General features: G+C 34.1%; 16 protein-coding genes and 1 pseudogene. 1 reads left to right on the top strand and 16 read right to left on the bottom strand.

All coding sequences use genetic code 11. From position 1 onward, the window contains the following. Nucleotides 1-12 precede the first annotated feature (12 nt). The 8 genes from G9F74_RS20940 to G9F74_RS20905 all read right to left on the bottom strand — a co-directional run bounded on the left by G9F74_RS20940 (nucleotide 13) and on the right by G9F74_RS20905 (nucleotide 6,798). Nucleotides 13-834 (bottom strand): carbohydrate ABC transporter permease, encoded by an 822-nt coding sequence (locus G9F74_RS20940; protein WP_016107493.1) that lies wholly within the window; start codon nucleotides 832-834, stop codon nucleotides 13-15. Continuing rightward, the gene (locus G9F74_RS20935; RefSeq protein ID WP_000573572.1) at nucleotides 831-1,763 is read right to left on the bottom strand and encodes a carbohydrate ABC transporter permease; all 933 of its coding nucleotides are present in this window, start codon (nucleotides 1,761-1,763) and stop codon (nucleotides 831-833) included. Before G9F74_RS20935 ends, G9F74_RS20940 begins: the two co-directional genes overlap by 4 nt. Then, a complete protein-coding gene (locus tag G9F74_RS20930; RefSeq protein WP_016107492.1) occupies nucleotides 1,763-2,860 on the bottom strand; it encodes an ABC transporter ATP-binding protein in 1,098 nt (365 codons plus the stop codon). Before G9F74_RS20930 ends, G9F74_RS20935 begins: the two co-directional genes overlap by 1 nt. Then, entirely contained in the window at nucleotides 2,857-3,423 is a 567-nt protein-coding gene (locus G9F74_RS20925) for a glycerol-3-phosphate responsive antiterminator (RefSeq protein ID WP_000471996.1), read from the bottom strand. The genes G9F74_RS20930 and G9F74_RS20925 overlap by 4 nt, the downstream gene beginning before the upstream one ends. A 308-nt stretch (nucleotides 3,424-3,731) precedes the next feature. After that, nucleotides 3,732-4,412, bottom strand: coding sequence for a GNAT family protein (locus G9F74_RS20920; protein ID WP_016107491.1), 681 nt, complete (start codon nucleotides 4,410-4,412; stop codon nucleotides 3,732-3,734). A 180-nt stretch (nucleotides 4,413-4,592) separates the two neighbouring features. Then, complete coding sequence (locus G9F74_RS20915; protein ID WP_016107490.1) at nucleotides 4,593-5,465, bottom strand: ankyrin repeat domain-containing protein; 873 nt, start codon at nucleotides 5,463-5,465, stop codon at nucleotides 4,593-4,595. Nucleotides 5,466-5,905: 440 nt separating this feature from the next. Then, the gene (locus G9F74_RS20910; RefSeq protein ID WP_001220934.1) at nucleotides 5,906-6,409 is read right to left on the bottom strand and encodes a nitrous oxide reductase accessory protein NosL; all 504 of its coding nucleotides are present in this window, start codon (nucleotides 6,407-6,409) and stop codon (nucleotides 5,906-5,908) included. A 134-nt stretch (nucleotides 6,410-6,543) separates the two neighbouring features. Next, the gene (locus tag G9F74_RS20905) at nucleotides 6,544-6,798 is read right to left on the bottom strand and encodes a hypothetical protein (RefSeq protein ID WP_000450026.1); all 255 of its coding nucleotides are present in this window, start codon (nucleotides 6,796-6,798) and stop codon (nucleotides 6,544-6,546) included. Between the two features lie 255 nt (nucleotides 6,799-7,053). Between G9F74_RS20905 and G9F74_RS20900 the strand changes: the two genes are divergently transcribed. After that, complete coding sequence (locus G9F74_RS20900; protein ID WP_016107489.1) at nucleotides 7,054-8,358, top strand: CitMHS family transporter; 1,305 nt, start codon at nucleotides 7,054-7,056, stop codon at nucleotides 8,356-8,358. 43 nt (nucleotides 8,359-8,401) lie between these two features. Here G9F74_RS20900 and G9F74_RS20895 read toward each other — a convergent pair whose 3' ends face one another. The 8 genes and pseudogenes from G9F74_RS20895 to G9F74_RS20865 form a co-directional block, all read right to left on the bottom strand. Further along, entirely contained in the window at nucleotides 8,402-9,094 is a 693-nt protein-coding gene (locus G9F74_RS20895) for a response regulator (protein WP_000503458.1), read from the bottom strand. Continuing rightward, nucleotides 9,094-10,698, bottom strand: a complete 1,605-nt coding sequence (locus tag G9F74_RS20890; protein ID WP_000669467.1) for an ATP-binding protein — start codon at nucleotides 10,696-10,698, stop codon at nucleotides 9,094-9,096. Before G9F74_RS20890 ends, G9F74_RS20895 begins: the two co-directional genes overlap by 1 nt. A 160-nt stretch (nucleotides 10,699-10,858) precedes the next feature. After that, on the bottom strand, nucleotides 10,859-11,719 hold the full coding sequence (locus G9F74_RS30585; RefSeq protein WP_370512681.1) for a methyl-accepting chemotaxis protein: 861 nt from the start codon (nucleotides 11,717-11,719) through the stop codon (nucleotides 10,859-10,861). 81 nt (nucleotides 11,720-11,800) lie between these two features. Then, nucleotides 11,801-12,835: pseudogene (locus G9F74_RS30580) on the bottom strand (HAMP domain-containing protein); the annotation flags it as partial. 255 nt (nucleotides 12,836-13,090) lie between these two features. Then, nucleotides 13,091-14,665 carry a flotillin lipid rafts scaffold protein FloT gene (locus tag G9F74_RS20880; RefSeq protein WP_000155001.1) on the bottom strand — a complete coding sequence of 525 codons (1,575 nt, stop codon included), beginning with the start codon at nucleotides 14,663-14,665 and terminating at the stop codon, nucleotides 13,091-13,093. 12 nt (nucleotides 14,666-14,677) lie between these two features. Then, nucleotides 14,678-15,226: an NfeD family protein gene (locus tag G9F74_RS20875; RefSeq protein ID WP_016107488.1), complete on the bottom strand. Its 549-nt coding sequence runs from the start codon at nucleotides 15,224-15,226 to the stop codon at nucleotides 14,678-14,680. A 246-nt stretch (nucleotides 15,227-15,472) separates the two neighbouring features. Then, entirely contained in the window at nucleotides 15,473-18,370 is a 2,898-nt protein-coding gene (gene colA, locus G9F74_RS20870) for a collagenase ColA (protein ID WP_016107487.1), read from the bottom strand. A 298-nt stretch (nucleotides 18,371-18,668) separates the two neighbouring features. Then, nucleotides 18,669-21,638 carry a leucine-rich repeat domain-containing protein gene (locus G9F74_RS20865; RefSeq protein ID WP_016107486.1) on the bottom strand — a complete coding sequence of 990 codons (2,970 nt, stop codon included), beginning with the start codon at nucleotides 21,636-21,638 and terminating at the stop codon, nucleotides 18,669-18,671. Nucleotides 21,639-21,682: the final 44 nt, after the last annotated feature.

Genomic DNA, 21,682 nt, shown 5'->3' with positions numbered 1-21,682 from the left:
TCCTATGTATGCTTATTTAATTGCACCTTTTGTTAATCCTTGTTGTAATTGCTTTTGCACTAAAAATAGTAAAATCAACGTTGGAATGACGATAACCGTAACACCGGCCATTACGCTTCCCCAATCAGTTGCAACTTCTTGAGATTGAAGTTGCTTCACACCAATTTGAACTGTTCTGACTTTTTCATCAGTGGTCACTAAGAGCGGCCACAAGTACATATTCCATGTTGTTAAAAAGCTATATACTCCAAGCGTAATAAAACTCGTTTTACAATACGGAATTACAACGCTGAATAAAAACCTTACATTTCCAATCCCTTCAATAAAAGCAGCTTCTTTCAATTCATTCGGAAGCGTCATAAAATGTTGGCGTAATAAGAAAATACCGAAAGCTGTTGCAAAAAATGGCACTGTCATCCCAGCAAAGCTATTGATCCAACCAAAGTTTTGAATCGTTAAAAAGTTCGGTACCATCGTTGCTTCCCACGGAATAAGCATCGTTGAAATAAACAAGAAGAAAATTACGTTTCTCCCTTTAAACTGAAGAAAAACAAAAGCATAAGCTGCTAAACTGGATACGATAAGTTGTCCAATCATAACAATCGTCGATACAATTAAACTGTTGTACAAGTATGTAAAAAGCGGTACTTTTCGAAAGATATTCATAAAATTATCGAAAGTAAATTGGGTCGGAAATAACCTTCTCATTTGAATATCATCTGGTGTCATAAAGCTTATTAAAAACGCATAGAGTACAGGAAAAAACACCATTACTGCACTAATAATGAGCAGCATGTATAATAGGAAATTTTGTTTCCACTGTTTAACGATCATTTATAATGCACCTTTCTCTCAGCAAACTTAAATTGAAGTAATGTAGCAATAAAAATGAAAACAAATAATACCATCGCTTGTGCACTTGCTGTTCCAAATTGATGATTCACAAATGCCTCTTTATAAATCGAATACACAATTAAATTCGTTGCATCATTCGGTCCACCGTGCGTTAAAATATCAATTTGTCCAAAACTTTGGAATGCACTAATTAACGTTACTGTCACGATAAAGAATAAAGTTGGTGATAGCATCGGTAATGTAACGCGGCGAAGCTTATATAAATAACTAGCACCATCTATAGATGCACTCTCATATAAAGACGTATCAATATTTTGCAAACCACCTAATATAACTAAAAATGCAAATCCTGTATTCACCCAAACCGTTGTAACCGATACAGAAAACAGTGCCCAGTCCGGACTCGTTAACCATGCGATTGCCGGAAGATTCATAGCGGCTAATATATTATTAAATAACCCTACACTTGGATGAAATAAAAATAGCCAAATCACTGCGCTAGCAGCTACTGATATTCCCATCGTTGAAGAAAAGAGAACACGGAACAATCCAATACCTCTTACTTTTTCATTTGCAATTAATGCAAGAAATAAGGCGAATACAATACTAGTAGGCACTGTATATAAAACAAATAATAAAGTTGACTTTATACTTTTGTAGAAAGCAGGATCAGAAAATAAATATTGATAATTTTCTAAGCCAACGAAAAGATTGGCTTCTCCGTGTATATCTGTTAAATAAAAGCTATAGTAAATCGTCCTAAACAATGGATAGAAAAGAAAAATTGAAAATAACAAAATAGATGGAGCCAAAAACAATAATCCTATTCTTAAATCTTTCGTTCTGCCCCATAAACTCTTCTTTTTTGACACTGCTGTTTGAACTGGTAACTTCCCTACTTCAATCATTATTTCGCCACCACTTTCAACTCTTCTTCAGCCACCACTTTTAATCGTTCATTCTTATTTTGGTGAAAGAAACATAGTTTTTCTTGCGAGAATAATAATTTTACTTTGTCACCTTTGTTCAGGATTAACTGTCCGATGACTTTCGCACTCCAAGTTGTTCCATTTACCGCAAAGTTTAATATAGACTCATTCCCTAATACTTCTACAGATTGCAGCGTAACTTCTTGTCCTGCCTCAGACAATGCAATATGCTCAGGACGCATACCTATTCGAATTGTCCCTGCTGGTAATTGCTTTAACTGTCCAATAGATAATGGAATTTGCAATTGCCCTATATGTAATACGCCTTTTTCTTTATCCACTTCTCCATCATTTATATTCATAGAAGGAGAACCTATAAAACTTGCAACAAATTCGTTTGCTGGTTCGTTGTATATATCAAGAGGTATTCCAACTTGTTGTATACTTCCTTTATTCAAGACCATGATACGATCTCCCATAGTCATCGCTTCTATTTGATCGTGAGTAACGTAAATCATCGTAATTCCGAGTCGTTGCTGAATTTCTCTAATTTCAATCCTCATTTGCGCACGTAATTTCGCATCTAAATTCGAAAGTGGTTCATCCATTAAACAAATCGGTGCTTGACTCACGATCGCCCTGGCAAGCGCAACACGCTGTCTTTGTCCGCCTGATAATTGGCCCGGTTTCATTTTCACATACTCTTTCAGCCCTACCATTTCAATAGCTTCTATTAATCGCTTTTGTCGCTCTTCTTTTTGTACCTTCCTTACCTTAAGTCCAAATAAAATATTTTCTTCTACAGTTAGGTGTGGATATAATGCATAATTTTGAAATACCATTGATAAATTACGGTCTTTCGGCTCTAAATTATTTGCAACACGTTCATTAATCATTAAATCTCCCGAAGAGATTTCTTCTAAGCCAGCGATCATTCGTAGTAATGTACTTTTTCCACATCCCGAAGGTCCAACTAAAACGAAAAATTCTCCCTTCTTAATATGAACCGATACATCTTTAACCGCTGTCTCTTCCGCATTTATATATATCTTTGAAACATCTTTCAATTCGATCACAAGGTTGCACTCCTTTTTTCTTCTTGTATCCATACTTCATAATGACTCGTTGAAATCGCACTTGCTCCCGCACGAATGGCAATTTCCGCATCTTCCCGCGTTTGAATCAATCCACCTGCAATAATAGGAAACTCTATTTTCTCTGCTAGCTGTTTTATAATAGAAGGCATAATTCCAGGCATAATCTCTACCGCATTTGGTTTAGTCGTTTTACAATTTTCAATTGATTTTGTAAGAGATAAAGTATCGACAATAAAAATTCGTTGAATCGTTTTTAATCCAATTTTATTGGCATTTCGAATTGTCGAACCTTTTGTTGAAATAATACCTTGTGCTCCGATAACATCTTGAATATACAAAAGGGCTTCCTCTGTGTTCGTATTTAAGCCTTGTATAAAATCACAATGAAGAAATACATCATGTCCATGTTTCTGTAATTCGTATACACGCTCTGGTAACTCCAGCATTGAACCAGTCATAAGAAAAACTGTTTTCGGTAATTTTTTGTATGCTTTATACCCTTTCCAATCCTTTATCATCGCGATATGAGGTTCTTTAAACATTTATTCCACCTAGCTTTTCTATTTTTATCCAAACTAAAAACACCTACTTACATAGAACACCCTTCTCCTTATTTGAACTCTAGGGAATAGAGCACACCTAAGAAAGTGGCACGTTATATGTAAGCGGGTGTTCTCAAATGTTCTCTACCCTAGTTATTTTGTTACCTTTACTATATTACGCATTTATTAAGTCAGTTTTGATAAATTGTTAATTAGGTGTTAATCGAATGTTAATATTCACCATATTGTTTTTTACAATAATCCAGATATACGAATAAACTCTAACAGAACACAACAATATTTACATTTCAATCAATATGTAAATTCATTCCATAGTTAATAAGTTTTAGTTTTCTCGCCACTGCTTGTGAAGCACAATTATCCCAAGAGGTACTATAAAGCGGAATACGTTTTTCTTCTTTTATTGACATTTCCCAAGCTTTAACGACATCAGCACCATATCCCTTTCCCTGGAAGCCCTCTACAGTTTCCACACTTGCCTCAGTAGCTATAGGCGTACTTCTTGCACTGCAGCATATAGAAACGACTTGTTCATTTTCAACAATTGCAAAATAAGGTTGCCTCCATTCCATCTGTTCTATTAGATTAGGAAAATTTTCTCGCATGAGCTCTTTATTCTTCTCTGTTATTTGTATCACCCTAGTCGGCTCATTTGAATTATTTGGAAACATGTAAGCAGGACCCATCCAAATATTCTCTACCGTTCTCTCTTCATTTAATACTTTCATGATCTTTGCTATCTCTATGTGATTTGAACGTTCTCGAATTAATTTCTCAATCTTACTTATTATTTCACCATCCAGACTACAATGATATCTCGTTATATTCCCTTCAAGAGTTTTGCTAAGAAAAAAACGTGGTGCTTTCGGATTTCCCTGTTCATTTACACTCTTTATTCTTCCCACTTGATTATGAACAAATAAAACCTCTGCCTGAATTACTATTAACTCAAGTTCTGAAAATCGCATTTATGCCCTCCTTCATTACCCTGTGTAGCCTCCATATACCATCCATTCATACTCTATTTTCTGATGTTCAAAACAAAAATCCCATTTAAATACACATTACTGAATCAATCATACTAAAATGACTTCTTCATTCTGTCTATCTAAATGGGATTATTTCGTACTCTTTATGTCTTTTTCTTATTATTCCACCGATTGTGGTTGCGGCTGCACTACTTCATTCGCACCAGCTATTCTCAACACATTCGCAATATCTTTAAAACCTCTTTTTTCAGCATATTGCAGCGGCGTAATATTTTCCTTATTGGCCATATTTACATCTGCCCCGTGGTCAATAAGCATTTGAATTACTTTCTTATGGCTTTCACTACCATTTCCCAATACAATTGCTTCTATTAAAGCTGTACCACCACGTTCATTTTTATAATTCACATCAATATCTGTATGCTCTAATAATTCTTTAACAACCTCTACATGACCACGCTCAGATGCAGAAATGAGTGCTGTGCCACCTGACTTAGTCGTTTCTTTCGTATTAACTCCTGCATTAATTAATACTTTTACAATATCCGTATACCCTTCTCTACTTGCATAAAGGAATGGATTGCTTTGTTTCTCATCTTTGACTTCAATATTTGCACCTGCACCAATTAATGCTTTAACTGTCTCTACATGATTTTGGTACGTTGCTGCAAGGATAGGGGTTTCTCGGTTGTCACCTTCTACGTTTATATTCGCTCCATCCTGAATCAACTTCATAGCTGTCTCTGTGTCTCCAAGAGTCGCTGAAAGTAACAACTGTTTGTCCAGTAAATTTATACTTTTTTCTTCTTTAACTTCTTCTTGTTCTTTATGCTTTTCTTTTTTCTTTTCGTTTTTCACATGAACCGGTTTCGATTCTGGTTCCTCTTGCTTATCGCAAGCCACTACCGTCATTAAAAGTCCTAATAACATACATAATAAAATTTTTTGTTTTCTCACAACTACAGCTCCTATGAAAGATAATGTTTTCTTAACCATTCCTCCATCACATACAATAACTCTTCTTGAGTACATTTATCCATAAGCCCTTTATATTCCTTCTTTAATCGGATTATCTTAAGCTTATCCTATGTTTCTCAACCTATTGGAATGATACGCCTGATGGCCTCATCATTAACATTATGAAGCAATTAGTTTAGCACGTTTTAACCGCATTTGTATACATTTCTAAAAAGTACATAAAGTGAAACTTTAATTAGTGGGGGTTTTGTTCATCTACCACTAATTATTAGTTGAACCAATCGGGCTTTTACGGGCAGTTGATCTCCACCTAACTTCTTTGCTTTCACTAAATTTTGAGGTGGGGATCTTACTGCCCGTTAATGCGGGATAAATGATTGCTTTAGGTCACTATACTTCATTGTAACCGTTCTTCTAAAAATTTTACACCTTTTCTATATTTGCACCTGAGTAATGCTAGAAAAAGACAACTATATAGTTGTCTTTTTCTAGTATTAATGATGCCCACCGTGATTCCCTGTTTTCGGTTTCCCCATCATTTCTTTATTCATTTCCCATTTATGCTCTGCTAGCTCTTTATACGAAAGAACCTTACCCTTATAGTTAGATACAAAGCTCTCTGCATCTTTTTTATTTTTAAATGAAATGACATTATAAGCCATTGGTGTCGTTATTGTTTTATCATATACGTAAGTAGCGTCTTCTAACGAAACCCAATCTTTCGAATCATAATCTCGAACAAATTTTTCTTTCGTCTTTTCGCCTGGATTAATCTCCATCCATTTATACATACAACCAATATCATCAAACTTTAACGCTTTTCCATTTTCTAAAATGATTTCTGTTGCAAATTGATTATCCGTTACCCCAATTTGGCAAATATCACACTTATCATGTTTCTCATCAATTGCCACAGCTGTTGTTCCCTTTTTCCCACACCCCACTATCGTAAATAAGAAACATAAACATATAGCAAGCACAACATACTTTATTCTCATCACTATTCCTCCCTAAAAACCGTATACTCCACAAGGAGAATATCAAAAACTTGTGTGGGATTTGTGAAAAAACAATGTGCTTTTTGTAATATAGAAAACAAAAAAGATGTGTAGCTATTTCTACACATCTTTCATCATTCACAGCCTGTAATTAATAAATCATCTTCTAACTTAACTAATAATGTATCTGTATTAATTTTCTGCCCAACTTCTACATTTACTAATCTTATATTTCCACTGATACCGACCGCGACTTTTTCAAGCTCACCATTATTTTTTCGGACCATCATTAATTTTTCCCACTCATATACATAAGAAGATTCATTAACAAAAATCTCTTCTATCTTCCCCTCATAAGAACTATAAACTTCTTCTATTCTCGTTTCCATTCAAAATCTACTCCCTACTTCGCACTTCACTATTTTCACCTTATTCTATCACTCTTGTTAGAAGTAAATTATATTTTTAAAAATTCAAAATTACCTTCGTGAACAATATGACCAAAATAAAAATTATGCTTCTAATGGTGTTATTTTTCAAATTATTTACCATTTGGATAGATGCTTTTATGATAAACAAAAAACATTGTTCTGAATTTTTACTTTGTTTTGAAAGCGCAATCATTTTTTTAAGGGGGAGATCGGATGTTAGCTCTACTTGGATTTGCAATGGTATTTGTCTTTATGTTTTTAATCATGACGAAACGTATGTCAGCATTAGTAGCATTAATATTAATTCCAATTACTTTCGCATTAATTGGCGGATTTTATGCAGACATGGGTCCTATGATGTTAGAGGGCATTCAAAAATTAGCACCTACCGGTATTATGCTTATGTTTGCCATTTTATATTTTGGAATTATGATCGATAGCGGTTTATTCGATCCTGTCATTAGTAAAATATTAAAATTTGTAAAAGGAGATCCTTTAAAAATTGTTGTTGGTACAGCCATTCTTACTATTATTGTTTCATTAGATGGGGATGGAACAACAACGTATATGATTACTGTTTCCGCAATGTACCCATTATATAAACGTCTCGGAATGAATCCACTTATATTAGCTGGGGTTGTTATGTTAGGGGCAGGTGTGACAAATCTTACACCTTGGGGTGGACCAACTGCTCGAGTTATGAGTGCACTTGGACTAGATGCATCAGAGCTCTTTACACCACTTATACCAGGAATGATCGCTGGTGCAATTTGGGTAGTTTTCGTTGCCTACTATCTTGGAAAAAAAGAAAGAAAACGTTTAGGCATTATGGATGTGCAATATTTAAAACAAATGCAAACAATGGATGAGCAAGCTGCCACAGTAGAAGCTGCCGTGCATAAACGCCCTAAACTTCTATGGATTAACTTTTTATTGACCGCTACATTACTTGTCTGTCTCATACTAGAAGTTATGCCGTTACCTGTTCTCTTTACAGTTGCTTTCGCTATTGCTGTTATGATTAACTATCCAAACTTAGAACAACAAAAAGAACGTATTGCCTCTCATGCAGGAAACGTATTAGCTGTTGTTTCACTCGTATTTGCTGCTGGAATTTTCACTGGTATTTTATCTGGAACAAAAATGGTAGATACAATGGCTCAAAGTGTAGTAACTCTTATACCAGATGCACTTGGACCACAGTTGCCAATTATTACAGCTCTTCTTAGTATGCCGTTCACATTTTTCATGTCCAATGATGCATTTTACTTCGGGGTATTACCTATTTTAACGAAGGCTGCTGCTACTTATGGAATTAGTGCAGCTGAAATGGGACGCGCTTCCTTACTCGGTCAACCCGTTCACTTATTAAGTCCTCTTGTCGCTTCCACTTATTTATTGGTCGGAATGGCTAAAGTTGATTTTGGTGAACATCAACGCTTCACTTTATTGTGGGCCGTTGGAACGACAATGGTGATGTTGATTACTGGAATTGTAATTGGGATTATTCCAATATAAGACGCAAAAAACAGTAGAAGAAATAAATCCTCTACTGTTTTTGTTATGAAGAAACGAGAAAATACCTTCTCTCTGGTCTCCCTACACTTCCATATATAAGCTCTGCATGTACTTTCTTCCCAGATATTAAATACTCTAAATAGCGTCTCGCTGTTGATCGACTTACTCCAACCATCGAGCTTAACACTTCTGCGGTAATTCCTTCTTCATTAACTGTTAACATATGCTTTTTTATTTTCGCTAAAGTTAAAGGATCTATTCCTTTTGGAGCATATTCAACTGTATTTCCCTTCACACCTCTTTGAGACCATAAGTGTTCAATTTGTTCTGTAGATAATTGATTGCTTTTCTTTAACTGCCTAATCTTTTTTTGATAACTTTCTAAACTCGCTTTAAAACGGTCAAACATAAGTGGTTTTACGATATAATCAGTTACTCCACCACGTAAAGCATGCCTTACTACATCTGTTTCCGATGCAGCTGTAATCATAATAATATCTGTATCATGCAAATTATGCCTAATATATGTGACAAGTTCTGTTCCTTGTATATCAGGTAAGTACACGTCTAATAAAACGAGTTGTGGCTTCACAAGCTCTAGCCATTCCTTCGCTTGTTCCCCAGTCGTTGCTGTTCCAATTACTTTAAATCCTTCAATTTTTTCAGTAAAACGCCGATGAATGTCCGCAATCCGAATATCATCTTCTACAATTAATACTTCAATCTCCTCACCCATTACAACTCGCCTCTCTCTTTCGGTAATGCAATAATGAACAACGCACCACCTAAATCCCCTTTTTCAATTGCAATGCTTCCATTTAAATCTTCTACTAACTCTTTCACTTTTGCTAATCCATATCCTCGCTTCTCTCCTTCTTTCGTTGAAAAGCCTTTATAAAATATGCTAGTAATTATTTCATCATGAATCCCTTGCCCCGAATCTTCCACTTCAATTAATATTTCTTCTCCGATATCTGTTACAAACATTCTAACTTTCTTATCATGCTCTTGATTTTTTTCAATTGCTTCAAATGCATTCGTAATTAAATTCCCTAAAATCGAAACGACATAATTACTCTCAATATGCGGACTTAATGTTTCTAAACTACTTTCTCGATCTAGTACAAAATCAATCTTCAACTCTCTTGCCCTATTATAAAATCCAATTAAAATTCCACCTAGCCATGGATTTTGAATTCGCTTCATAATAAATTGAACAAAATCTTGATATACCGCCGTCTCCTTATGAATGAGCTCTAGAGCATCTTCATATGACTCTAATTGGATAAGACCTGAAAGCGTATACAATAAATTGTTGTATTCATGGGTTTGTGCTCGTAACGCCTCTGTATATTGCTTCGTCTGAGATAATTCTGCTGTTAACTGGTCCATTTCAGATTTCAAACGTAAGCTCGATACGACGCCGGTTACTTTATTATTTACTTTAATAGGTAGACGATTAGCAATAACAGCCTGCCCTTTTATATTTAATTGACGATCAAACTGTTCTTCACCAGTTTGAAGTACATCTAGTATGGATGAATTAGGAATTATATTTAAAATAAATGATCCAATGATATTTTTTCGGTTGTCTAGTGAAAGAATATCGTAGGCTGCTTGATTGACTAAACTAATCATGCCCTTTTTATCAATTACGATAATCCCTTCTCGTACAGATTGAATCACTGTACTATGCTCTTCATATAAAGATGAAATTTCTTCTGGTTCCATCCCAAACATCATTCTTTTTATACTTGCAGCTAAATATATGGAACCGATTATTCCCATTAACAAACCGATTATTGTAATCCAAAATACACGCTTTCCATACACTTCTACCGCTCCATGAATATCATCCATTGAAAATCCAACAGATACTACACCAATAATTTTATTATCCTGATTACGGATTGGAACTTTTCCGCGTAAGGAAGGTCCTAATGATCCCGTTGCTTTCGAAACGTAAGATTTCCCTTCTAATAGCACTCCTTTATTATCTCCACCAACCATTACTTCTCCTATTTTGTCTTTCTTGGGGTGTGCATAACGAATCCCTTCTTTATTTCCAACCACAATAAAATCAGCATCTGTATCAATTCGAATTTTTTCTGCAATCGGTTGAATAATAGAAGCTGGATTTTCTTTTTGAAAAGCTTCCGCGATTTCCGGTATAGCTGCAACTGTTTTCGCAACATGCAAAGCTCTTTTACCAATTTGCTCTTCTACTGTTTCAGATAATATGTAGTAAAACAAATAACTTGTTAACAAAAGCACAACAAGAATAAGTGTACTAATAGTTAATGTAATTCTCGGTTGTAGTTTTAATTTTTTAAATTTCAAAACCATTCCCCTAACATGGATAAAGATAGAATTTAAAGAAAATACAGTTTTTTAAATTGTTAAACTTAATCATAACACGGTTACTACACATTTCTTTATTTTTATCTCCATAAAAAAAGAAACGAAGTAAAATTACTACCTCGTTTCTTAATATTTTTTATTACACTTTAAACTTGCCAATCATCTCTTGCAATTCTTCTGCCATTTGTGATAAGTGAACTGCTGCTCCATTAATTTCATCTACTGAAGCTAATTGCTCTTCAGAAGAGCCAGCAATATTTTGAACACTTGCTGCATTTTCTTCAATCGTAGCTGCAATTTCATTAATAGATGCACTTACTTGTTTGGCATCTACCGTCATTTGTTTCGCTACTTCTACCATACTATCAATTTGCACAACTGTATCATTTGTAGATTTCAATATTTCAGCAAAGCTTTGCTTCGTTTCATTTGCAACTACAAGACCTGATTGTACTTCTGTTCCAACTTGATTCATAGAGCTTACCGTTTCTTTTATATCAAATTGAATCTCTTTCACTAGTTTTCCAATTTCCGTAGAAGACTGTCCTGATTGTTCAGCTAATTTTCGCACTTCATCCGCTACAATTGCAAATCCTCTTCCTTGCTCCCCAGCTCTTGCAGCCTCAATTGCAGCATTTAATGCTAATAAATTTGTCTGCTCTGCAATATGTTGAATCACTTCCAGAATTGCTCCGATTTGTTTCGACTTATCATCTAATAAAGCAATGACTTTATCTGAATTTGAAACTGACTCATGAATTAATTGCATTTGATTCACAGTTTGCTCAACTAACTTCCCACCATCTTCAGCTTTTTTCTTCGTATACATAGAAGCTGTTGATACTAATGAAGAACTATCAGCAACACGCTGAACTCCTTCTGTAACTTCTTCTAATAACGTCGCTCCTTCTTCAACTTCTCTCGTTTGTATTTCAGCCCCACTCGACACTTGCTCTATAGCTTGTGTAATTTGTTCTGTCGCTTCACTTGTCTGCTTCATGCTAGCTGTTAATTCTTCTGAAGATGCTGCTACATGACTTGCTGAAATATTTATATTGGAAATGACATTATGTAATGATGATGCCATCTCATTAAAACTTTCTCCTAACTGCCCGATTTCATCTTTAGAATGAACTGTAATAGATTCTGTTAAATCACCTTCACTAATTTTCCTAGATGATAGAACAAGTTGTTTTAACGGTTTAATAATAGAAGCAATTATGAAGTAAATTAAAACCCCACCAATCATTAATGAAATCCCAATAACAGTTATCGTTTTATAGAAAATAGGTTCAGCCGCTTGAATAATTTCTTTTGAAGGCATTATCCCCGCTATTTTCCATCCAGTTTTCTTATTCGTTTTAAAAGTAATGTTACGATCTTCACCATCTAATGAATAATGAAAATCACCAGCTTCCTGTTTATAAAATTCCTTACTAAGTTTCTCTTCTAACTTCTCACCCGGCTTCAGTGTCGGGTGTGCGACTACATTTTTATCTTGATCAAATATCGCTACATAACCTTCCTTACCGATATTAACCATCTTGGAAGTAGTTACAATATTATTGATAATTAAGTCAATCCCAAGAACGCCACTTTTATCCTCATTTTGTTTTGCCAATGTGATAACCGTATTCCCTGTCGTTTTTGACTTATATGGAGCAGTTACAATCACTTCTCCGCTTTTTTCCACTGCCTCTTTATACCAATCTCTTTCTGTAGGATTATATCCTTCCGGCATTTGAATTGCCGGTGATTGAATAAATTGTCCATTGCTAGACCCAGTATAGATAGCTTCCATTTCCGGATGTAACTTATTATATTCTTCTAGTTTATTTTGGATATTTTGTATTTGATCCGCTTGGTAACTTGATTGTGTAAATAATTTCGTAAAATAAGTTGCATCTACTTTTTTACTATCCAATTCCTTATTAATTACATTATCCAAAATTTTTATATTATCTTTCGCCGAGTTTAAAATCGTTTCATTAAAATTTGTTTTCGCCTGCTGATAAGACGTCCAACCAATTACAATACTTGGAAGAATTAAAATGATAATAAATGACACAAGTAACTTTGTTTTTAAACTACTACTCCTTAACTTCCTTTGAAACATATTTCTACCCCTCCATACCGTTTTACATGCAATAAATTACAATTAATCCGTTTATAAAAATTTTAAGATATAAATAAATTGACGAGACTCTCTATTTCTCTTCTACCCATCTTTCTAAATTTAAAGGATTATTGCATACTTACTTCATTCTATAAAAATTAAATAATTAAAACAATGTATAAAAATGTATATTATTCGAAATATTATGATTCACAGAAGAACCTCTAGCACATGCTAGAGGCCCTGCCTACCTTACTATTCTTTATCTTTTTCTACTTCTTTTTTCTTATCTTCTACTACAGATACAACAGGTTTATCACTTGATAATTGTTGTACCGCTCCTTTTCCTGCAAATCCTTCTAATAGCTCTTTTAAGTCAATTCCAGAAGAAGCTTTTAACGTTTCTTGCATCGTTGCCATTAAATCAGTCGCATAGCCCGCAACTTTTCCGGCCCCGCTATTTTTACCACCGCCGCCTGTATCGACAACTGTGATTTTATCAATGTTACTAAGCGGACTTGCAAGTTCCTTCGCATAACTTGGAAGCATTTTAAGAACCATATCCATAATTGCCGCTTGACCATATAATTCAAATGCTTCTGCAATTTTTTGTTTTGCTTCTGCTTCTGCTAAACCTTTTAACCTAATAACATCTGCCTCTGCTGTACCTTGCGCTTTTTGTACTTCCGCTTTCGCTTGACCTTGTGCTTTTTCAATCTCCGCCTTCGCTAAACCTTCTACACGTACTTCTTCTGCACGTGCTCTCGCTTCTGCTTCAATCTTATATTGATCTGCATCTGCCTTTTTAATTTGTTTTACTTTTTCTGCTTCTGCTGATTGCTCAACAGCATAGCGATCTGCATCGGCTTTTTTCTTAACTTCTGCATCATATTGCTTTTCACGACGTGCAATCTCTTTTTCTTCTAACTCAATTTGCTTTTCACGCTCAATGATTTTAACGCGCATTTGCTCTTCTGTAACACCTTGTTGCGCTTTCGCCTGTTGTAATTCGTAAGAAAGATCCGCATCTGCACGAGCCTGCTCTTGTTCCCTCTTATAGGACTGTACTTTTAATTCTTTATGTTTTTCAGCTTCAGCGATTTGTGCATCACGTTGATATTCTGCTTCTTTTGCCTCTTTTTCAGCACGTGCTTTTTCAATACGTGCTTCTTTTTCACGCTCTGCGTTCGCAATTGTTGCATCACGCTTAACTGTCGCAATTTGCGGCTGACCAAGCGCATCTAAGTATCCATTTTTATCCATTATTTCTTTAATTGTGAAAGAAACAATGCGAAGTCCCATCTTCTTTAAATCTGTAGAAGCTACTTCATGCACCTTTTGAGCAAATTGCTCTCTATTACTATACGCATCTTCTACTGTCATAGAAGATAAGATAGCACGGAGATGCCCTTCTAAAACTTCTTTTGCTTCTATTTTTAACTCTTCCGTTTCTTTTCCTAAATATTGTTCAGCTGCTGTAGAAACTTCTTCAATTGTGGATCCTACTTTAATAATAGAAACACCATTTACTGTAATTGGTACACCTTGTTTTGTATACGTATCACGTGTACCAACTTCTAATTTGTAGTTTAATAGGCTTAAAGGCTCTGCTCTTTGCATAATTGGAACTACAAAAGTACCGCCACCGCGAATAATCTTAATCTTCTTTCCATCATCAGTGGTAACAACATTTTTCCCACCACCAAGCCAGTTCCCTGTAACAATTAACGCTTCATCTGGACCAACTGTTCGATACTTCGTAATGAATACTAAAATGAGTAGAATTAAAATTGCGAGTAAAACTCCACCGATAATTAATGGAATCGTCATGTAAATTCCCCCTTATAATTTTGGTTTCTTTAAAGAATAAGCGATGTTCTGTACAAGCAAAACACCATCTTGAACTCCCTCGATAATAACTTCAGTTCCTTGTGAAATATCTTTCTTTCCAATTGTTTTAGCTGGGATTGCATTACTTCCAAATTGGGAGGAGATTAATACTTCACCAAATCCTTCTGTAGGAATTGTCGTAATGACTTCTCCCTTGCAACCAATGAATTCATCCATACGTTGCACCGTATTTTGCTCTGCCTCTGCAATCGGTTTTAAAATTAATATTTTCATTATGAAAACACCGATAAAAGATATAGCAAATGAACCAGCGAAAATAATAGTACTATTAAAGGAAAATAAATATTCTCCTATATAACTAATTCCACATAACATAGCGAAGAAACTAAGTAGTAAGGTAACAACGGATACAGATCCGCCCCCAAAACTAAATATTGATTCAAATATATCTCCAAAGAAAATATAAATAACAGTGAGTATAGTAGCAATAATAAATCCATATAAATAAATTGTTTCAAGTGGATAACCAAACAAGAACATTTCTTATCCCCCTTTCTTAAACAATCTCTTTTTTGTTATGTGTATGCCTCACCTCTTTCAAAGATTATTAATCTCAATTTTCAGTTATTTACCCTTTAAAGAAAAACCTGTAAGACAGGTCTCTAAAAAAGAACAGGAGAAACCTATTGTGACAGGCTCCTCCTAGAAAATAACCGATATATTATATATCTATATAATATATTATTTTCCACAAAAAGTAAAGTTAAACATACATTGGAAAAGCACTTATTTTAGTGATAATGAGTACGTTCCATCGCCATTATCATATTTATATACATACAAGTAATACTTACCTGGTTTTGCATTTAATTTTGCTTCTATATGATTTCCATTAGCTTGACCGTAAGCAGCATAATTTTGCATATCTGATTCATGGTGAAGTACCCACGTCATCCCAATTCCATACTCATTTAAAACAGAAATATCGAGATCTTTCGCTGCTGCTACATTAAATGTATAAACATCGGTGTGATCCCCGCCGATAAGGCTACCTTTTATAGTAGTGTTTAGTCCGATACGATTTGCTTCCTCTTTACGATTATTTGGTTCAGATTCTGTTAAACTTCCATCTTTAATCGTAACAGTTGTTTCACTTCTACTCTCTTTTCCTTTATCATCTTTTACTCTTAACACTACTTTAAAAGTTCCTTCTTTTTCATATGCATGTACTGGATTAACTTCTGTACTTGTTCTTCCGTCTCCAAACTCCCATGAATAAGAAACGATTTTTCCATCTTCGTCGTTTGATCCATCACTTTTGAATTGAATTCCTTCTTTTACAAGCCCATTATAAGGACCGTTTATATGAACTGTCGGAGCTTTATTTTCTCCGTCATCTTTTGCGATACCATGGAAGACTACATCATATTCAAATTCATTGGAACTATTCACACGATAATTGACGAAATATGCTGTAACCGTTTTGTAGCCGCTCCATTCTTTTTGCGCCAATTGTTCTAAAGCTTCATTTACTCTTTTACCCATTGCATTCCAGTCTTCTGATTCGCCTTTTGTTACACTACCTGTAAACGTACCTTCTAATGTAAATGTATTAAAGAATTGAGACTCGTGTTTTGTCATTTTTGCATCTTTCATAGACAACATCTCACTAATTTCTTTCTTCACTTCTGTTAACGACTTTGGTGCATGTTCAGCTAAATAATCATCTGCTACTTCCGGTACAGTGTACTTATCTTGATTATTAATTAACTGCTGCATATACTCTTGATACTCTTTATTTAGCTTAGAATCTTTACTTAGGTTTTCACGATATGCATCATAATTTTTCACGTCATTCGCACGAATTAAATCTTGAATTTTATCAAATGTTTCAAACTGATGCGTATATAAGTAAGACTGCAATGCGAACGAGTAGTTATAGAAATCCCAAGAACCATATTTAGCAAATAGTGTGCGCTCTGCTGTATAACGGCTTGCAGGATCAGATGATAATCCGCTAATGATGCTCTTTCTCGGTACTACATTATTTGTACGAGTAGATCCTGCGAAAAATTCTGCATTCCCTTCTTGGAACCAAGTTAATCTTTCATTTTGATACATATCTCCTCTTCCAAATAAACCGGGAACTTCATATCTCCCTTGAAGATAGTGAGTAAACTCATGACGGAATAACTCTTCTAAACTATAAATACTTTGCTCTGGTGTACGCTCATATGTAAAGAATGTACCTGTCTCTTCAATATAAATTCCACCATTGTTTGTTTCATATCCATACAATTGTCTATTTAACTGATATTCATCTGGACTATTATAAATTACAATCGTTAATACATCATCCGCATTTCCTGGCTCTAACGCTTTGTCATTTCCAATTACACGATGATACTGTGCCTTTACTTCCTTCGCAGCCCAATATAGTCTCTTAATTTTTTCTTCTGATACTTTATCTCCTGTTTTGAACACAATTGATCCATCGTCGAATGTATACGTTTTTGGTAAGTATTGCTCTTTTCCTTCTTTACGTATTTTCTCTAAATCTACCGTATTCCCGCTATAATCTTTCCCATTATAATTTGTTGTAATTTGTTCTACCGCAACAAAATACGGTTCACTTAAACGCGGATACATATGCATCGCTTGTGTAACAACCTCTAGTCCTTTATTTGGATTGCTATGAAACTTCCCTAAACGGCTAGCAAAATAAATTCCATTATTAACGAGCCATTTATTTTCTGACGTTACTTCATTTAGAAGAGCAATACGATTTATTTCATTAATAAACCCATCTACTTTTCCATACCACATCGTTTCATTCGCTTCTTTACGGGCCTCATTTAAGTAAGACTGTATATCATAATCAATGCCTTGCATCATATCGTATACAGCTTGTCCTTTCATACGATCGTCTACATATGCATTAAAATTATCATTATATTGTTTTAAAATATTCGATGCGTATTGCACTGTTTCAACATCACTTGATGCATTACTAATTAATTTACCGTATGCAGATACTACTGTATCTTGCTCATTTGTTCCAAGCTTAAAGTTTGGATTTTTTGCGATTGCTTTTAAAGCCGGTAAGCATTTGTCCTGGAAGCTTCTTTCATTTAAAGCGCTTAATTCATTATTATAAAATGCAAGATAAAAAGCTGAACGTAACACTTCAGTAAACGTTTGAATTCCTTTTGAATCATCTTTCGTAAATGTACTACCTCTATGAGCTAATTCATCTATAATGACTTGCATTTTTCCGTTATCTTTATAAAAGGCTTTTGCATCTTCATTAAACTGGAATAAGTCTGTAATTTGATGCCACTTAATACTGCCTAACGTTTCAACTAACTCTTGATCATTCATTTTGTTTAAATCAGCCATTGAATAGCTGTCTTTAGCTTGCTTTACTGCCAAGTTCCTCGTAATAGATGCTGGTCGCTGTGAAAAATCTCCTACTTTTAAACGTTCTTGAAATGATAATGTTTCTTCGGCTTTAGAAACGTGTCCGATCTCATCTACTGGTTTTTCAATTCCAACTGGTTTCGAATGCAATACATTATATGGCACCTTTTCTTCTGCTGATACATTCGTTTGAATTGCTCCTAACGATAGCGCCATTGTACTAATACTAAGCATCATTTTATTAATCTTTGATTTCTTGTTCATATCATTGCCCCCTATTTATATATTCCATTCACGAAATTAACATATTATCCGGATGAAAAGATATAAAATGCAATATTTCATATTATTTCTTCATACAATTTGAACGTATCTTGAACGAAAAGTACTTACAATTCCCGCTACAGTTTCTCCATTATTTTAGTGATTAAAACATCCTCGTATCCATATCCTTCCCCTATTCAAAAAGACCTTATCATAAGCGTATTTCAACATGAAATTGCTATGATAAGGTCTTCTCAAATGTTTATGTATTTTTTGTAATAATAAGATAAAACGTTATTTATTTCTTAAATACTCTCTTTCTAAATACAAACATACTTAATGCTGAAAGAACAAATGCTAATCCCGAAAGTAAACTCGATGTGTTAGCTTGACTACCAGTTGCTGCTAAAGACTTCTGATTTTCCTCTTGCTTATTAGCTTGTTGCTTATTTGAAACTTTTTCTTGCGTACTCTCTTGTCCTACCACCTTCACCGGCCCAACTTGATTATCCCCTTTTGGCTCTTGATTCAATCCAGTTGTTGATTCTTTTACCTCTTCTTTTGTACCTTCAACTTCTTTTACTGGTTCTTTCACTTCTTCTTTTGTACCTTCAACTTCTTTTACTGGCTCTTTTACTTCTTCTTTTGTACCTTCAACTTCTTTTACCGGTTCTTTTACTTCTTCTTTCGTTTCTTCAACTTCTTTTACCGGCTCTTTTACTTCTTCTTTCGTTTCTTCAACTTCTTTTACCGGTTCTTTTACTTCTTCTTTTATCTCTTCAACTTCTTTTGCTGGCTCTTTTACTTCTTCTTTCGTTTCTTCAACTTCTTTTGCTGGCTCTTTTACTTCTTCTTTCGTTTCTTCAACTTCTTTTACTGGCTCTTTTACTTCTTCTTTCGTTTCTTCAACTTCTTTTACCGGTTCTTTTACTTCTTCTTTCGTTTCTTCAACTTCTTTTACCGGTTCTGTCACTTCTTCTTTTTCAACTATATTTTGGATTACCGTTCCGTTAAAACTTATACTAATTTCATCAGAATCTAAATCAAATTTATATACCTTTTCACCTGGGGTACTCCATTTTATTACTCCGTTATTAAGCGTTCCGCCCTCACCTGTCATTTTGATATTGTCAATAGCTTCTCCTTCTAAGTCATATACAGGGACTTGAATTTCTTCATTTACTTTTGCTTCATCTAAAATGATTGTTTGTCTCCCGACATCAATTGAAAACCACTGCCCTAATTGTATTAGCGGTCTTACATCACAAATCTCATTCCCTGCTAAATTCAAGCTAAGTAAGTCCAGCATTGAACCAATAACCGTTACATCTTTAATATGATTGTCTGCAAGATTTAACCACTGTAAGTTTTTTAATGAAGATAACGGTGTTATATCTTCAATTTGATTATGAGATACATTCACAATATTTAATTGTTTCAAATTTGAGATGAACTCAATATTTTTCAAGCCTACTCCTTCTAAAGTGAGGTTTTCTAAGTTCGTCATGTACTCTAAACCTGTTACATCTTTTATCTCTTTTCCTTTTTCTTTAAGTATCTCTAATGTTTTAATCTGTAATAAATCTTCTTTTGTTATAGGAGCGTTTAAATTCTCTCTACCTAAATTCTCTTTATTAATATGTTGTTGTAAATGTTTATCCAGGATTACATTTTGACTTTCTTTTTGTTTTTCAACTATTTTCTGGACAACCATCCCATTAAATCTTATTTTACTTTCACCAGAGCTTGTATCTAATCTAAATTCATATGTTTTTTCTCCAGGACTATTCCATTTTATAAATCCATTATTCAGAATGGCCCCCTCACTTTTTAAATTGATATTTTGAAGTGACTCCCCTTTAAGATTGTATATTGGAATTTGTATTTCTTCATCTACGCTTGCTTCATCTAAAAAGATTTTTTGTCGTTGAATATCAATTGAAATTCGCTTACCCAATTCCTCAACAGGCCTTACGTCAGCAATTTCATTCGCTCCTAGGTTCATCTCATGTAAATCTGTTAAATTACTCAGCGGTGATATATCAGAGATATAATTCTCTTCTAAATTCAGTACTTGTAATTTTCCTAATTTAGATAATGGTGATATATCTTTTATTTCACTATCAGCAATTTCTAGTTCAATAAGATTACTCATTTTACTAATAGATTCAACATTACTAATTTTATTGTTCCCTATCCATAATAGTTCCACATTACTTAATTGGTTAATTCCAGTAAGATCACTGATTTGATTATTGGCTAAGTATAACTGTTTCATAGTTGATAATGTAAATAATGGCTGGATGTCTTCAATGTTATTACCAACTAAATCTAATGTTTTAATTTTTTTCATTTTACTTAATGGTGTAAGATCAGAAATTTTATTATCTCTTAAAAAAAGCATATTAATATTCTCTAACTGCTCAATTGGATGAATATTTTTAATTGGATTAGAAGTTAAATCTACGTACTTCAAATCTCTCAGTTTCGAGATGGCTGATATATCTGTTACATTAGATTCTCTTAACGTCAACTTCTCTAAATTTGTCATATGTTCTAAACCAGCTATTTCATTTATTCCTTCACCTGAATAAATGGATAATGTTTTAATCTTTAATAAATCTTCCTTAGTTATTGGATCATTTATATTTTCTCTATTTAAATTATGTTTATTAATATGCCTTTGTAATTGCTTATCTAATATTACATTTCCGCTTTCATCTTGTTGTTCCACTTTATCCTCTTTATTTTCCTTTTCTGGAACATTGTTTTCTAAATTTAAAGCATTTACTTCAAACTGCACTTGATATTTATTATCATAGGCCATCGTTGGAATATAAATATGCATTTGCATATTATATCTTTTTCCCAATTCCCCAACTTCAAATTGAATAACCTTCGTTCCATTTTTCTTTTTGTCTTCTGATATAACCTTTACATCATGAAACACACCAGGAGTATGAATATCCTCTGTTTTCAAGTATTGGAAGAAATCGCTATCACTTAACGTTGCTGTTACAATTTTCTTTCCATTCTCAATTGTTAATTTCGGATCCTTTATATAAACAGCTGCCATAGACTCTTCATTCGTTTTATCTTTATATGCTTTAATAACAGCGTCATATGTACCATCTTCTAAACCTTGTCCCGTTTTATTCGCCTCAATTGCTACCGCCGCTAAAGCAGGTGTCGAATACACAGCAAATGGAAGTGATAACGCCGCCGCTATAATCATTGCATTTATATGTTTTTTTTTATTTTTTTTCAACTTTACATCTCCTCCAATATATATAATTCAAAATGTAATCATTT

It is taken from the genome of Bacillus sp. EKM202B (assembly GCF_011066025.1).
GTDB classification, from domain to species: Bacteria; Bacillota; Bacilli; order Bacillales; family Bacillaceae_G; genus Bacillus_A; species Bacillus_A toyonensis.
Note: the sequence above shows the minus strand (reverse complement) of the source record. Positions and strands in the feature narration are given on the sequence as shown.

Excerpts from the sequence above, each read along its gene's own strand:
- G9F74_RS20900 (WP_016107489.1), top strand. The coding sequence starts at position 7,054 with ATGTTAGCTCTACTTGGATTTGCAATGGTATTTGTCTTTATGTTTTTA.
- G9F74_RS30585 (WP_370512681.1), bottom strand. The coding sequence starts at position 11,719 with ATGAAGCAGACAAGTGAAGCGACAGAACAAATTACACAAGCTATAGAG.
- G9F74_RS20905 (WP_000450026.1), bottom strand. The coding sequence starts at position 6,798 with ATGGAAACGAGAATAGAAGAAGTTTATAGTTCTTATGAGGGGAAGATA.
- G9F74_RS20915 (WP_016107490.1), bottom strand. The coding sequence starts at position 5,465 with ATGTACTCAAGAAGAGTTATTGTATGTGATGGAGGAATGGTTAAGAAA.
- G9F74_RS20920 (WP_016107491.1), bottom strand. The coding sequence starts at position 4,412 with ATGCGATTTTCAGAACTTGAGTTAATAGTAATTCAGGCAGAGGTTTTA.
- G9F74_RS20940 (WP_016107493.1), bottom strand. The coding sequence starts at position 834 with ATGATCGTTAAACAGTGGAAACAAAATTTCCTATTATACATGCTGCTC.
- G9F74_RS20895 (WP_000503458.1), bottom strand. The coding sequence starts at position 9,094 with ATGGGTGAGGAGATTGAAGTATTAATTGTAGAAGATGATATTCGGATT.
- G9F74_RS20935 (WP_000573572.1), bottom strand. The coding sequence starts at position 1,763 with ATGATTGAAGTAGGGAAGTTACCAGTTCAAACAGCAGTGTCAAAAAAG.
- G9F74_RS20880 (WP_000155001.1), bottom strand. The coding sequence starts at position 14,665 with ATGACGATTCCATTAATTATCGGTGGAGTTTTACTCGCAATTTTAATT.
- G9F74_RS20910 (WP_001220934.1), bottom strand. The coding sequence starts at position 6,409 with ATGAGAATAAAGTATGTTGTGCTTGCTATATGTTTATGTTTCTTATTT.
- G9F74_RS20925 (WP_000471996.1), bottom strand. The coding sequence starts at position 3,423 with ATGTTTAAAGAACCTCATATCGCGATGATAAAGGATTGGAAAGGGTAT.
- G9F74_RS20875 (WP_016107488.1), bottom strand. The coding sequence starts at position 15,226 with ATGTTCTTGTTTGGTTATCCACTTGAAACAATTTATTTATATGGATTT.
- colA (WP_016107487.1), bottom strand. The coding sequence starts at position 18,370 with ATGAACAAGAAATCAAAGATTAATAAAATGATGCTTAGTATTAGTACA.